This window comes from Novosphingobium sp. Chol11, from assembly GCF_900218065.1.
Taxonomy (GTDB): domain Bacteria; phylum Pseudomonadota; class Alphaproteobacteria; order Sphingomonadales; family Sphingomonadaceae; genus Sphingobium; species Sphingobium agri.
Map to the genome: position 1 here is coordinate 340,071 of NZ_OBMU01000002.1, position 14,388 is coordinate 354,458.

12 protein-coding genes are annotated in these 14,388 nt (G+C 62.3%); 6 read left to right on the top strand and 6 right to left on the bottom strand.

Going from position 1 to position 14,388, the window contains the following annotated elements; translation table 11 throughout:
• Positions 1-161 precede the first annotated feature (161 nt).
• A complete protein-coding gene (locus NCHOL11_RS14155) occupies positions 162-971 on the top strand; it encodes an SDR family NAD(P)-dependent oxidoreductase (protein WP_097093198.1) in 810 nt (269 codons plus the stop codon).
• Between the two features lie 280 nt (positions 972-1,251).
• On the opposite strand, the gene NCHOL11_RS14160 is transcribed toward NCHOL11_RS14155, so the two are convergent.
• Positions 1,252-1,920, bottom strand: a complete 669-nt coding sequence (locus NCHOL11_RS14160; RefSeq protein WP_097093199.1) for a TetR/AcrR family transcriptional regulator — start codon at positions 1,918-1,920, stop codon at positions 1,252-1,254.
• 329 nt (positions 1,921-2,249) lie between these two features.
• Here NCHOL11_RS14160 and phhA point away from each other — a divergent pair, with 329 nt between their 5' ends.
• Positions 2,250-3,107: a phenylalanine 4-monooxygenase gene (phhA, locus tag NCHOL11_RS14165; RefSeq protein WP_097093200.1), complete on the top strand. Its 858-nt coding sequence runs from the start codon at positions 2,250-2,252 to the stop codon at positions 3,105-3,107.
• A 16-nt stretch (positions 3,108-3,123) separates the two neighbouring features.
• Complete coding sequence (maiA, locus tag NCHOL11_RS14170; RefSeq protein WP_097093201.1) at positions 3,124-3,762, top strand: maleylacetoacetate isomerase; 639 nt, start codon at positions 3,124-3,126, stop codon at positions 3,760-3,762.
• On the opposite strand, the gene NCHOL11_RS14175 is transcribed toward maiA, so the two are convergent.
• Entirely contained in the window at positions 3,759-4,412 is a 654-nt protein-coding gene (locus NCHOL11_RS14175; protein ID WP_097093202.1) for a glutathione S-transferase family protein, read from the bottom strand. The two genes, maiA and NCHOL11_RS14175, sit on opposite strands and share 4 nt — an antisense overlap.
• Here NCHOL11_RS14175 and NCHOL11_RS14180 point away from each other — a divergent pair.
• Positions 4,402-5,316, top strand: a complete 915-nt coding sequence (locus tag NCHOL11_RS14180; RefSeq protein WP_441339507.1) for a ZIP family metal transporter — start codon at positions 4,402-4,404, stop codon at positions 5,314-5,316. The genes NCHOL11_RS14175 and NCHOL11_RS14180 overlap by 11 nt on opposite strands.
• Before the next feature lie 120 nt (positions 5,317-5,436).
• Here NCHOL11_RS14180 and NCHOL11_RS14185 read toward each other — a convergent pair whose 3' ends face one another.
• The 3 genes from NCHOL11_RS14185 to NCHOL11_RS14195 form a co-directional block, all read right to left on the bottom strand.
• Positions 5,437-5,970: a hemerythrin domain-containing protein gene (locus tag NCHOL11_RS14185; RefSeq protein WP_097093203.1), complete on the bottom strand. Its 534-nt coding sequence runs from the start codon at positions 5,968-5,970 to the stop codon at positions 5,437-5,439.
• A gap of 148 nt (positions 5,971-6,118) precedes the next feature.
• Entirely contained in the window at positions 6,119-7,186 is a 1,068-nt protein-coding gene (locus NCHOL11_RS14190) for a cellulase family glycosylhydrolase (RefSeq protein WP_097093204.1), read from the bottom strand.
• Between the two features lie 134 nt (positions 7,187-7,320).
• On the bottom strand, positions 7,321-9,510 hold the full coding sequence (locus NCHOL11_RS14195) for a sugar nucleotide-binding protein (RefSeq protein ID WP_097093205.1): 2,190 nt from the start codon (positions 9,508-9,510) through the stop codon (positions 7,321-7,323).
• Positions 9,511-9,829: 319 nt separating this feature from the next.
• Here NCHOL11_RS14195 and glf point away from each other — a divergent pair, with 319 nt between their 5' ends.
• Both glf and NCHOL11_RS14205 read left to right on the top strand, forming a co-directional pair.
• The gene (gene glf, locus NCHOL11_RS14200) at positions 9,830-12,070 is read left to right on the top strand and encodes a UDP-galactopyranose mutase (protein WP_097093206.1); all 2,241 of its coding nucleotides are present in this window, start codon (positions 9,830-9,832) and stop codon (positions 12,068-12,070) included.
• Positions 12,071-12,181: 111 nt separating this feature from the next.
• Positions 12,182-13,033 carry an MBL fold metallo-hydrolase gene (locus NCHOL11_RS14205; protein ID WP_097093334.1) on the top strand — a complete coding sequence of 284 codons (852 nt, stop codon included), beginning with the start codon at positions 12,182-12,184 and terminating at the stop codon, positions 13,031-13,033.
• On the opposite strand, the gene NCHOL11_RS14210 is transcribed toward NCHOL11_RS14205, so the two are convergent.
• Complete coding sequence (locus NCHOL11_RS14210) at positions 13,030-14,310, bottom strand: L,D-transpeptidase family protein (RefSeq protein WP_097093207.1); 1,281 nt, start codon at positions 14,308-14,310, stop codon at positions 13,030-13,032. The two genes, NCHOL11_RS14205 and NCHOL11_RS14210, sit on opposite strands and share 4 nt — an antisense overlap.
• Positions 14,311-14,388 lie beyond the last annotated feature (78 nt).

The following is a 14,388-nucleotide window of genomic DNA, read 5'->3' on the forward strand; positions in this document are numbered from 1 at the left end:
GAGCTTTTTGACCTTTGAGCGTTGTGAGCGATTGCTGGCGCAATCATGCCCACCCCCAGCCCCTCCCGCTTGCAGGAGGGGCTACTGTGCTAATCTGGCCTTGACTCATTATGGAACTCACCGATACCCATTTCGCGAAATATGGGAAAGGATGAGGAATAATGGCGCGTTTGGAAGGCAAGGTCGCGATCGTCACGGGCGCGGGGCGTCAGGGTAATATCGGCGCGGCGGTGTGCGACGCATTTCTGCGGGAAGGTGCGCGGGCGGTGATCGCCACCGATCTGCGGACCGAAGATGCAGTCAGCAGCGAGATGGACGGCAAGCATGGCGCTGGCCGGTTCAAGCTCGTCGCGCAGGATGTGACGCAGGAGGCCGACTGGGCCAAGCTGGTGTCGTCGGTCATGGCCGAATATGGCGCGATCGACGTGCTGGTGAACAATGCGGGCATTTCCATCCATGGCGGTATCGAGCACACGTCGCTGGAAGACCTGCACAAGGTCATGGCGGTCAACCATGATAGCGGTTTCCTGGGCATCAAGCATTGCGCCCCTGCACTGGCGGAAGCGGTGAAGCGCTTTCCCGGCGGCGGATCGGTGGTCAACACCGTGTCGATGGCTTCCCACATGCCCAATGCCAATAATCTGAGCTATCATGTGTCCAAGGCGGCGCAGCGCATGCTGACCATGTGCGCCGCGATCGAATTCGGCCCCAAGCGCATCCGCGTCAATTCGGTGCATCCGGGGCAGACGACGACGCCGCTGCTGAGGGAAGGCTATGAGGGCTATGCACAGATGGGCCTTTATGAATCCGCCGAGGCGGGTATTCAGGAACTGGTGAAAATGTGTCCGCTCGGCATCGAAGCCTTCCCAGAAGATGCGGCGCATGCCTTTGTCTATCTGGCATCGGATGAGTCACGCTTCGTAACTGGCGCATCGATCTATCATGACGGTGGGCTCGGGCGTCAATATTAAGCGGGATTGATGAGGGGCGGCCGAGGCTGCCCCTTGTCATGTTTCAAGATTTTTGTGCTGTTTGCTGTTGTCATAGGCGGGCGTTGGCCTGGTCGAGGCGCGACCGTCTTACACTAAGGGACTCGCGTCAGGCGTTTTGCGTCACCCTCAGGATTGACTACCCCTTGTGATGCTTGGGCAGCATCGGAGGAAGCGGGACCGCGGATCAAGTCCGGGGTGACAAACATTCAGACATTGCGATGTTGTATGCGACAGCCAGCAGCCATGCGTTTGGGAAGGCTCAGCCTGGACGCGGACGAGCGTTGTCCGCGACGGGCATCAGTCCCCGTGCGATCAGTTCCGCGACGCGAAGGGCCTTTGCATCGGCCTGTTCGTCGGTCAGGGGCTCGGCCGTGCCTGCCGAGACAGCATCGACCATGTCCTGCGACAATAGCCACAGGAACATTGATGCGACCTCTTCGCAATCAATGGCACGGATCAGGCCGCGTTCCTGAAGCCGTTCCAGATAGGCGCGGAGCGGCGCCTGCTGGCGCGCGGTTCGTGCCTCACCCATGGCATCGCGAAACTCGGGGAAGCGCAAGCCTTCGCGCATGCTGATCGCGGTCACGGCATGCGCGGCTTTGGTCCGGGTGCTGCGCATGATCATGCGGGCCCATTCATAGAGGCCCTCCACCGGATCGTCGCGGTCGAGCAGGCGCAGGTCGGCAGCCATGTGCCTATCCGCAATCCGGTCCAGCACGGCGCGCAGCAGTCCGGGCTTGCCGCCATATTTGGCATAGATGGTCTTTTTGGAAACGCTGGCGCGCTGGGCGATCAGCGTCAGCGTGGCGCGTTCATAGCCAAGTTCGGTCAGCGCTTGTTCGGCCGCCTGGAGCAGTGTTTCGGCGCGTTCTTGAAGCTCTGCCGCGCGCGGACGGCCAGCGCCGCTTCGCTTTTTCCCCTGGTGCATGGTGATGGCTTGGCTTGATCGCGGGCGGAGCGCAAGGCCCGGCTGTACGAGAAAAAGCGTCCCGCCTTGCCCCAGAAGGCGGGACGGGACGCTCCGGCGGTCGCAGGCCGCCCCCGGGAAACCGTGCGCGGGCCGCGTCCGGAAAGGGAAACCTGCTAAGCCGTTGATAGTTCCCGAGAAGATCAGCCACTGGCGGCGACGGGCCGAACCGGCGATATTGATGAGATTCTTTCATCGGCCAGGGCCAGGGCGATTTGCGCGTTTCGTTGTTCCGGTCATTGCAACCGATATTGGAACCACATCGCGCCCTTTTTGTGCGATAAGAGGCCATGACCGGACTCACTGTCGATCGCCCCGCAGGCACTGCGGAGGATTGGACGATCCCACAGGATTGGGACAGCTATTCGCCGCAGGATCATGCCGTCTGGGATGCGCTGTTCGCGCGGCAGGCCGCCCTGCTGCCGGGAAGGGCGGTGAAGGAGTTCATCGACGGGCTGGACATATTGCGCATTGCGAAGCCGGGCATTCCGAACTTGGAGGACCTGTCCGAACGGTTGATGAAGAGAACCGGCTGGCAAGTGGTCGCGGTGCCGGGATTGGTGCCCGACGATGTGTTTTTCGAGCATCTGGCGAACCGGCGCTTCGTCGCGGGGCGCTTCATCCGCAGGCCCGACCAGCTGGATTATCTTCAGGAACCGGATGTTTTCCATGATGTATTTGGTCATGTGCCGCTGCTCGCGCATCCGGTCTTCGCCGATTATATGCAGGCCTATGGCGAGGGTGGGCTGCGTGCCGACGGACTGGGCGCGATTGAAAAGCTGGCGCGGCTCTATTGGTATACGGTCGAGTTCGGGCTGATCCGGCAGGATGCGGAATTGAAGATCTACGGCGCGGGGATCGTCTCTTCCTATGGCGAGTCCCTGTTCGCGCTGGATGATCCGTCGCCTAATCGCATCGGGTTCGGCCTCAAGCGGCTGATGCGGACCAAATATCGGATCGACGATTACCAGCAGTCCTATTTCGTGATCGACAGTTTCGATGATCTTCTGCGTCAGACTGTCGAGATGGATTTCGCGCCGCTTTACGAAGAGTTGAAGCAGGAAAGCACCATAGAGGCGGACGAGATCATCGATGAGGATCGTGTCTTCAACCGGGGAACACAGGATTATGCCAGATCCGAGGCATGACGACACAGCCGTGAGCATGCGCGTAACGCTGCACGGATATTGGCGATCGTCGGCGGCCTATCGTGTTCGCATCGCGCTTAACCTCAAAGGCATCGGCTATGATCAGGTCAGCCATGACCTGCGCGCGGGGGAGCAGCGGGACGCCGACTATCTTGCGATCGCGCCGCATGGGCTGGTGCCCGCTCTGGAGGTGGGCAGCAGGACGCTCATCGAAAGTCCCGCGATATTGGAATGGATCGAGAGCAAATGGGCCGATCCGCCGTTATTGCCTGGTGATGCGGATGAGGTCGTGGTGGTGCGGTCGATGGCGGCGCTGGTCGGATGCGACATCCACCCGCTCAACAATCTGCGTGTCCTCAACCGGCTGCAGAGCCAATTCGGGGCGTCCAAGGATCAGGTGAAGCTATGGGTGCGGCATTGGATAGCGGAGGGCTTTGCGCCGCTGGAGCAGCTGGTTGCGCGGCATGGGGCCGGGTTCGCCTTTGGGCGCGCGCCGACATTGGCCGACTGCTATCTTGTGCCGCAGCTTTATAATGCGCAGCGGTTCGGCGTCGACCTGTCGCCCTATCCAAGGTTGGTGGCGGCGGGTGAGGCTGCGCTGGCGCTGCCCGCTGTGCAGGCGGCGCATCCGGATCGGCAGCCGGACGCGGGCTAGCCCGTCTGTTCGGACTTGTTGAAGACGGCGAGTTGATCGGCGAAGGCGCGCTGGTAGGCCGGGCGCTGTTCGGCGCGGGCGATATAGGGCGGGAGATTGGGGTAGAGTTCGAGAAGCCCTGACCCGGTGAGCCTGCGCAGGACGGTGACCATCAGCAGGTCTCCGGCACTGAAGTCGCCCTCCAGCCAATCGCGGTCGCCGAGCCAGTTGGAAAGTTCCGACAGGCGCTGTTTCACGCGCGCGTCGAGGAGGGGCATGCGTGCTTCATACCAGCCTTCGTCGCGTTCGAGATATTTGGGCATTTCCCGTTCAAGGATCGGCGGTTCGACCGTGTTGAGGGCGGCGAACATCCAGGCGGTGGCGCGGGCGCGGCCATGGAGGTCCGCAGGCCAGAGGCCGCCATGCCGGTCGCCGATGTGCAGGATGATCGCGCCGGATTCAAAGAGGGTGAGGCCATCTTCCTCATAGGCCGGGATCTGGCCGAAGGGCTGGGAGGAGAGGTAGCCGGGCTGTTTCATCTGCGCAAAGGAGAGGAGCCTGACCTGGTAGGGCAGGCCAGCCTCTTCCAACGCCCATCGCACCCGCATGTCGCGCGCCATGCCCCGGCCGCGATCGGGGGATCGTTCGAAGGCGGTGATGGTGATGGTCATCCTTCAACTCCGGCTGGCATCGGTGCATGGAAATTACCTCTTCGAACCGTCAAAGTCGAATGGCGCGATCGATACGCAACCGATCCGGACGGATGAGGGTTGTGCTGGTCGCATGGCACGGCGCCATCATGGGGTGCATATGAGCTGGATGGCGCTGCAGGCGGGGTTTTGGGGACTGGTTGGCGGTTCCGCGCTGCTTCTGGGAGCGATGGTCGGATATCTGGTTGCCCTGCCGCAGCGGCTGATTGCGGCGATCATGGCGGTGGGCGCGGGGGTGCTGATCTCTGCGGTCGCCTTCGACCTGATGGATGAGGCTTATTCGAAGGGGGGGTTCGATTCCGCCGCCTTGGGCTTTCTGGCTGGGGCGGCCGCTTATACCTTCGCCAACATTCTGGTCACGCGGAATGGGGCGAAGCATCGGAAGCGGTCAGGCTCCAACCCGGATCAGAGCCAGCAATCGGCCGATGCGGGATCGGGCATGGCCATCGCGATCGGCGCGCTGCTGGACGGAATACCGGAGTCCATCGTCATCGGCGTCAGCTTGCTGGAAGGAGGAGGTGTCAGCATGGCAGCGGTTGCAGCCGTGTTCCTGTCCAATGTGCCCGAGGGACTGTCGAGCGCCGCGGGCATGAAGAAGGCCGGGCGCAAGCCTGCCTATATCTTCCTGGTGTGGGGCGGGATCGCACTGGCGTCGGGGCTTGCGGCGCTGATCGGGAATGTGGTGCTGGCCGACGCGGGCAATGAGGTGATCGCGGCGACGATGGCGGTCGCCGCTGGCGCGATCCTGGCGATGCTGGTCGATACCATGATACCGGAAGCGACCGAAGAGACGCATGAATTTTCAGGGCTGATCGCGGTCGCGGGATTCCTGTTGGCGTTCGTGCTTTCGAAGATGGGCGGATGAGATATGGGAAGCATCATATCCGAGTTGCTTGTCCATCACCCCGGATCAAGTCCGGGGTGACGATTATTCGAACATGATCATGTTCAGGTGAGCGGGCGCCCGCCTTGCAGCGGAGCGCTGTCAGAGTCCGCTATCGTAGCGCGACATTTCCTCGCGATAGCGCGCGGTCATCCGATCCTGATCGGCGGGGGGTAGCTCGTCCTTCAGATGAAGGAAGCGGTCATTTTCCTCTTCATAGACATGATGAGCGACCGCGCCCTTGATATGCTCAAGCTTTTCCTGCCAGTCGTGGCTGAGCGGATCGAGTTCTTCCAGCAGCGCCAGTTGGACCTTGGCGGCCTGCTGTTCCTCATAGGCCATGGCCATATGGCTTTTATGATCTTTGGACAGCTGCGGGTAGATTACGGCTTCTTCAGCGCTGGAATGGCTCGTCAGCAGGGCGGCGAGCTTTCTTTGCGCACTCGTCCGGCTCTGCGCATCGGCGGCGGCTTCTGCTTCGGAGAAGGCGGCCTCTATCTGCTGATGATGTTGCAGTATCTGGTCGAGCCAGTCGCCGGGCGCTGCCGCGGCACGCGCTTTCTGCCGCGCTTCGGCACGATCTTCCTCGGATTCCGGCGGCGTGACTGCCGCGACGATCCTGTCGAGAACGGACATTGCATGCTCCTATTGCTGAACGGATCGGCCGTGCAAAAAGGCACGACCTGACGTTCCAGCAATCCTCGCAGGCTTCACAGGGTTCCGGGACCGGGCGGCAAAGCGCGCCGCCGCTAACCCAGATTGCGAAGGCGGATGCGCGGCCTCGTCAGGCCGCGATCTTGTCCAGTTCGCTGATCAGGCGCAGGAACTCCACCTCATTTTCGTCATGAGGCGTGCCGTCCTCATGGAAGATGTCGTGGAACCAGCGTTCCTTCAGGCCATCGATGTTGGGGTTTTCCCACTTGTCCCATGGCAGATGCGTCTGCGTCTTGCCGCGGACCAGACCCCAGCAGAAGGTGCCGACTTCATGCTCCTTCGCCACGGGCAGGATCGCCTGGAAGGTGCTGCCCGCCGGCCGCGCCATATATTCGGTGCAAAGCAGCGGACGGCCCATGGTCTTGAGCCATTTCACGCGCTGTGCGAAATCTTCGGCGATGCCGTAATTGTGGAAGGAGATGACATCCGAATTCCCGGTCTGGGCACGCTGGATCGGGCTCAGCAGGTCAGGCGCGGACCAGTCGCCAAGCCAGATGCCGCTGGTGAGCGGGTGTATCGGATTCATTTCCCGCGCCCAGCCGAATGCCTCGACCAGCAGCGGCACGACGAGGTCAGCCTTGGCCTGCAACGCGACGGGATCGCAGAGCGCGACTTCAGGACCATTGTCGGGCTCGTTCCAGATGTCCCAGGCGAGCACGCGCGGGTCCTGGCCGAAGCGGCCAACGACGCCCCGGACATAAGCTTCCAGACGATCATGTTCGTCGGCGTTCATCAGCGTCGGCATGCCGGGCGATTGCACCCAACCGCTGTTATGAACGCCTTCACGCGGTTCGGGCTGAGGCCCAAGCGCCGGTTCGGGATGCCAGCAGGAATCGAACAGCACCAGCATCGTGCGGATGCCGTGGCGGTCGGCGACGCCAAGGAAGGCCTCGATGCGGTCGAGGAAGCCTTGCGCATCCTCCAGCCAGAGCAGGTCATGCAGATAGACACGAACCGAGTTCATGCCCACCGACGCCGCCAAGGCGAGTTCGCGGTCGATGGTCGGCAGGTCGAAAGTGCTCGCCTGCCACATCTCCAGCTGATTGATCGCATTGGATGGTGTGAAATTGCAGCCAACCAACCAAGGTTGAGCCTTGAACCAAGCATGTGCCGCTTCCGGCGTCCAACGTTCACTCATAACTGTACCCGCTCACGACCCCCGTCCGATTCGACGGCTCTTTAATGGCGCGCCACTACGAACCCGGACAATCTAGAACAAGAGGGTTAACTGGATATGAGTAAGTGGAATTTTCGATCGATTCCGATCGATTTTTAAGCGGCGTTTTGCATCGATTGTTCCCGGAAATGCTGGGCAAAATGTTCCATGGCCGAAAGGAGCGAGGGAAGCTGCGGGCCTTGGGCCGTGGCGAGCGCGACGTTGGCGGGACGGGGGGCGGGCCAACCGAAAGCGTGATGAGCGACGGCATGGACGCGTGAGGGGTCATGGCCGCATATTTCAGCGATGCTTTTTGCGAAATCGGCCCAGGAAAGAGCTTGGCCATTGGTGAGGTGCCAAAGGCCCGCTTCTCCGTCGATCAGCAGGTCGAGCGATGCCGTCACCAAATGCGGCACATAGGTCGGCGAGACGACAAGATCAGACGCCGCGTGAAATTCTTCGCCCCGTGCAAGCGCCGAGACGACGGCGGTCGCGAAATTATACTGGTCGTAGGGAGAGAAGAAGGCTGCGGTGCGCGCGATCAGGTGCTGACCGGAAAGCTCCGCGATGCCCGCTTCCATCCGCGCCTTGCTGCGCCCGTAGCTGTTGCACGGCGAAACGGCATCGCTCTCGACATAGGGAGAGCCTTTCGTGCCGTCGAAAACGAGGTCGCTGGAGAAGGAGAGCGTCGGGATGCCTTCACGCTCGCAAGCCTCGGCAAGCGCGATGGCGCCCAGTGCATTGGCGAGCAGGCAGGCGGATTCCTCCGTTTCTGCTTCGTCGACCCGCACCCATCCGGCGGCGTTGACCACTGCCCAAGGGCGCAGCCTTTCCAGCGCCGCGCCGATGCTGGCGCGGTCGGAGAGGTCCAGATCCTGACGGCTTGTAAGGATGAAGGGGATGTTGCGGAGCGAACAGGCGCGGGCCATCGCCTGTCCCAAGGTGCCCGTCGCACCACAGATGAGCAGGGGTTGAGGCGATGTTGGACCGCGAGAACCGGCGATGTGCTGCGTGATCGGCGCGGGCCGTTGGACAGGCGGATGAACCATGCGGACGGGCCTATGCCACCAGCCCGCTTCTGTCGTGACAGGCGGACGAGCGGCCTTGGTCGCCAGCGCTTTTACCAGCGAAGCCATGGCGGTTGGGCGAGGTTGGCCGCTGCTCACGTCCCAGACGCCCGGTTCATAGACGCCCGGTCGAGTGAGGAGCGTGTTCCAGCCGGTGCTGCCCAGAAGGGACCAGATGGTCACCGCTTCCACCGGCACGCCCTGATCATTGAGACGGGTTGCGACGTCCCATGCCTGCGCCATCCAGCGGAGCTGTTCCTCGCGGGTGCAGCCATTATGCACTTCGGTGATGGCGACCGGCAGGCGATAGCGTTCCCACGCTTCGCGGATCGCGCCTTCGAGCCCCTGCGAGGGTGGATCGAGCACGCGCACCGCCTCCACATCCGCGTAAAGCTGCGTCTCGCTGCCGCCATGCAGATGCCGGGGATAGCGTTGCAGGCGATGATCGAGGAAGCGGTCGCTGGTGAGATAATGGTTGATGCCGATCACGTCGGGCGGGCAGGGATCGTCGAGGATCGCTTGCAGCCGATGTTCGAGCCCGAACGCCGCGATGCGTTTCCAGAAAGGGTCGCTGCGGTCGATCTTTCCGCAAAGAAGATCCCACCCGGTCCAGCGCCGCATATTGTCGAATGTGGCTTGATCCCGGAGCGCGGCGGTGGCGTAGGTGCGGCCAAGGTCGTCCGTCTGGATCAGGCGTGCAGCAGGGTTGATGCGGCGGATGGCCCGCATCGACAGGCGTGTGGCATCGACCTGATTGAGCAGCGCGAGCCAGAAATCCCCTTCTGAACGCAGGTGCGGATACCAATGCCCGTACAGCGCCGAAAAGCGCGCGGTCGTCAGGGGCTCGTTGACGGGCGTCCAGTCTTCGATCCAGGGATAGCGTTCGGCGACATGGCGGGCATGAGTGGCCAAACCTTCGGCGAAATCGTCCGAGACGAGGCTGGTGTAGCGCGGCCCACTGCCATGGTGGATCAGGCCCGCGACGACCCGGATGCCGAGTTCGCGCAGGCGGGAGAGCCTCTGGTCGCTCCACGCCCAATCGCATTGATCGGGGTCATCCGGGCTGGTCCGTTCCCAGAGCACAGGGTAGCGGATCGCCTTTATGCCGAGTTCGGCGAAGCGATCGAGATCCTCCAGCCGATCCTGATGGCCGCTCAGGCGGATCTGATCGCCATAATGTTCGTGCACCCGGTTCACGGTGCACTCAAGGCCGCCCCATAGCTGCGGATATTCGGTCATTTCGGATCCCCTCTGATGGCTTTTGGAAGAGGAAGCGGTTCTGACGGTGCCCCCGAGTAGGTCGAAACGGTCCAGCCGTTCAAGTGGATGCCTCCAAATAGCATCCTTCCGCCAACTTATATCAGCGGCAGGGCAGGAACGCGTAAGCTACTCCCGGGGTTGTGTCTGCATTCATCATCCAGAAAGGTACGCGCTTATGGTCCCGCCCCATTCGTCCACTCGGCATGGAACAGGACCAAGTCCCAAACCCGGCGCTCATACGTTAATCTGCTTCAGTCATCTTCGTTGGAATTTCGTATTCCAGCGCCCGCAGCATCTGATGAGCCGCTTCGCCGCACACTCCCAGGTGCTGTTCTGGGAGGAGCCCAACCATGTCGCTGAGTTGAAGGCGCCCGACCTGCATGTCGAAACCTGCGCCCAAACAGGGGTCACGGTGGTTACGCCGCAGCTGCCCGCCGGGCTTCCCAGGGAGCAGGAGTGCGAGGTTCTGAAGCAGCTGCTCGACCTTTATCTCGCCGGGGAACCGGGGCCGTTCATCCGCTGGTACTATACGCCGATGATGCTGCCCTTTTCCGAACATGTGATGGCGGACTGCATCATCTACGACTGCATGGATGAGCTTGCCAATTTCAAGGGTGCGCCGCCCGAATTGCTGCCGCTGGAGCAGCGGTTGCTGTCGCAGGCGGACCTTGTCTTCACGGGCGGCTACAGCCTCTATGAAGCGAAGCGGGACAAGCATCCTGCGGTCTATCCCTTCCCGTCGAGCGTCGATGCCCAGCATTTCGCGAAGGCGCGCCTTGCCCGCCCGGCCAATGACGATGGGCGCCCGCGCCTTGGCTTCTATGGCGTGGTGGATGAGCGGATGGACGTCGAGCTGCTCGCCGCACTGGCGGATGCGCGGCCGGAATGGGTGCTGGAGATCATCGGTCCGGTGGTGAAGATCAGCGAGGATGATCTGCCCCGCCGCGACAATCTGCGCTTCCTTGGCGGCCGGTCCTATGAGGATTTGCCCGCTTGCGTTGCGGGATGGGACGTTGCGCTGATGCCCTTTGCCATCAATGACGCGACGCGCTTCATCAGCCCCACGAAGACGCCCGAATATCTGGCTGCTGGCAAGCCGGTCGTGTCCACGCCGATCGCGGACGTGATCCGCCATTATGGCGACATCGAAGCGGTGAAGATCGCGCCGCGCGGGGAAGGCTTCATCGCCGCCTGTGACGAGGCGCTGGCCTTGGCGCGCGGCAATGGGCAGTGGCTGAAGGAAGCGGACCAGCTGCTGGCGGGCATGTCCTGGGACAAGAGCTTCCAGCAGATGGACAGGCTGATCAAGGATGCGCTGTCGCGCAGCGTCCACGCTCATCCGATCGTCTCCCCCACGTCCTGGAGCAGCAGCCGGTCGCATCATTATGATGTGATGGTGGTGGGCGCAGGCTTTGCCGGCGCGGTGATGGCGGAGCGGCTGGCGGTCGATGGCGGCAAGAAGGTTCTGGTGGTCGACCGGCGCCCGCATGTCGGCGGCAATGCCTTCGATGAATATGATGCCAATGGAGTGCTGATCCATCGGTACGGGCCGCACATCTTCCACACCAATAGCGAGGAGATATTCAGCTATCTGTCGCGCTTCACCAAGTGGCGGCCCTATGAGCATCGCGTGCTGGCAGCCGTCGATGGCATGCTGGTGCCGATGCCGATCAACCGCACGACGCTGAACATGCTCTATGGCCTTGACCTCAAGACCGAAGAGGATGCGGCGGCGTTCCTGGCCGCGCAGGCGGAACCCGTGTCGGTCGTCCGCACGTCGGAAGATGTGGTGATATCGGCTGTCGGCCGGGAGCTGTATGAGAAATTCTTCCAGGGCTATACGCGCAAGCAGTGGGGGCTAGACCCGTCCGAGCTCGACAAGGCGGTAACGTCGCGCGTGCCGACGCGGACCAATACCGACGATCGCTACTTCACCGACAAGTTCCAGGCAATGCCGCTGGAAGGCTATACGCGGATGTTCGAGCGCATGTTGGACCATCCCAATATCGATGTCCTGCTGGGTGTCGATTATTGCGAGGCGCGCGATGCCTATCCGCATGATCATCTGGTGTTCACCGGGCCGATCGACGAATATTTCGGCTATCGTTTCGGCAAGCTGCCCTACCGGTCCCTGCAATTCGAGCATGCACAGCTGGATCAGGAGCAGTTCCAGCCGGTCGCGGTGGTCAACTATCCGTCGCCCGCGACCGAATATACCCGGATCACGGAATATAAGCATTTGACCGGGCAGCAGTCCCCCCGGACGAGCATCACCTATGAATATCCGGCTGCGGAAGGGGACCCCTATTATCCCATCCCCCGGCCGGAGAACCAGGCGCTGTTCAAACGCTATGAAGCTTTGGCGATGGTGCAGCCCGACGTCAGCTTCGTCGGACGGCTCGCTACCTACCGCTATTATAATATGGACCAGGTCGTCGGGCAGGCGTTGGCCACCTACCGCAAGATGGCCCAGCGCCACGTCCGCGAGCAGGCTGTTCCAGCAGCCATTGAACTGAGGCCTTCATCGGGCGCGGCTTAGCTGCTCCCCGCCGCTGTTGCCGGGGATGCGGCCGGAGCGTGATCCGATTTCTCTCTGATCGGATCACGCTCCGCTCGTTCAAAAGCGCTGCGCGATGACATGGGAGCTGCGATGCGTATCCATCATCTTAATTGCGGCACCGATTGCCCGCTGGGCGGCAGTCTGTTCGACGGGACCAGCCATGGCCTGACAGGACGGCTGGTGTGCCATTGCCTGCTGGTCGAAACGGACAGCCATGGCCTGGTCCTGATCGACACGGGCTATGGATTGCGGGATGTTCATCATCCCCATGCGGGCTCCCATTCCCGTATCACTCGCACGATGCGCGCCCTTCTCAACATCAAGTTGAAGGAGGAGGAGACAGCATATCGGCAGATCGAACGGCTAGGTCTTTCCCCGTCCGACGTGCGGCACATCCTGCTCACGCATCTCGATTTCGATCATGCCGGTGGGCTGGAGGATTTCCCGCAGGCGCAGATCCATGTGATGGATACCGAATACAGGTCAGCGGCTGGCCCGCGCCGTGGCTTTGTCACGCGCAACCGTTACCGGCCAGCGCAGTGGAATGATGTCCGGCAATGGCGGCGCTACGGCGCAAGCGGAGAAAGATGGTTCGGGTTCGACGCCGTGCGCGATCTGGAAGGATTGCCGCCTGAAATATTGATGGTCCCCTTGCCCGGCCACACCTGGGGCCATGCGGGAATTGCGATCCAGTCGGGTGGCCGCTGGCTGCTGCATGCGGGAGACGCCTATTTCTACAGGGGTGAGATGCGCGGGGCGGCGAGGCATTGCACGCCGGGCCTGCGGGCTTACCAGAATATGATGGAGGTCGATCGGCGGGCGCGATTGGAAAATCAGGATCGCCTGCGCCGATTATCCATCGAGCAGCGGCATGAGCTATCCATCCTTTGCGCGCATGACCGGGTGGAGTTCGACCGTGCAACGGCGGGGCGGCTGCTCTAGCTACGCCGCGAAGGATCTCGGCCGTAGCCGTCATTCTGAAGGACCACGCTGCCGCCGTCGGGAAAGGCGGTCAGGTAGAGGATATAGACGGGCACAGGTTCAGGAAGGGGGACGCGCAGTTCGGTGGCGTTGACCGCGCCCATGGCTTTGCCGTTCATGAGCCATGTGTAGAGACGTTCCGCGTCGGCCACGCGGACGCAGCCGGAACTCAGCAGACGATCCTTGCGGGCGAAATTCTGCTTGGCGGGTGTGTCATGCAGATAGATGCCGAGCCGGTTGGGCAGCATGAACTTGACCGCGCCCATCATGTTATCCGGACCCGGCAGTTGCCGCACGCGCAGTTTGGCGGTGCCCGCCGCAACCGCCGGCCAGTCTACCTCGTTGGCCTGGAGGATGCGGGCGTCATCGCCCCATCCCGACAGCAGTTCCAACCGCTCCTGTTCCAGAAGGGCGGGGCCGTCCGAAGCGATGCGGGCTGCCCGAGCCTGGATGAGGTCAGGCGGGAGGTTCCAATAGGGGTTGCGGACAGAAAAGCGGATCAGCCCGGCAAGCGACGGCGTCTGATGCTGCTTGCGGCCAACGATGACGGGCATTTCGCCCACGTTTTGGCCATTTTCGACCATGACCAACTCGGCCGATGCGCTGTTCACCAGAATATAGCGGCGGCCCGGATCAGCGGGAAGGGCGCGGAGCCGGTCCATGTTGATGAGAAGGGCCTGCTCATAATCGGGATTCGGGAGCCTTGTCGGGTTGATGCCGGTGCGACGATAGTCGCCAAGCGCCTTGCGTAGCCGCTCATAGAGCGGGTGCATCTGCCGGACCTGGGCGAGATAGGCTGTGGCGGAAGGCGGATCGGCGGCTGCGCGGAGCAAGGTGTCGGCGCTGGTTTGCGGCGCGAGACCGGCGTCCACATAGAAAATGCGGTTGCTCTCAGAGGGCGTGCGGAGGGCGCGGATATAGTCGATCAGGGCTTGCGTCAGCAGGATTTCGCGATCCATCCCCTTCTGCCGTGTGGCGGTTATGGCCGCACTGAAGCTTTCGGGATCGAGGCCATCTTCGCCTGCATTCGCCAGCATGCGCCGGAACATGTCCGCAGCCGCATCCGTCCAGAAGGGACGGTGAGCGCGGGCGCGGTAGAATTGCTGGATTGCGGCAGCATCTGCCGCTGCGCCTTCCAATATTATCGCGGGCGTATCGGTTGTGGGCGCATGGCCGATCGCGGGGCTGTCGCTTCGAAAGCCCAGAAGCGCTGCAACCGCCAGCGCGCCGATGCACATCCCGGCGATTTGTGTCCTTGGCGTTGAAGCGGACGGGCCGCTGCCGCCTGGTCGCGGCGTTACGGCAGCGGCGTCATC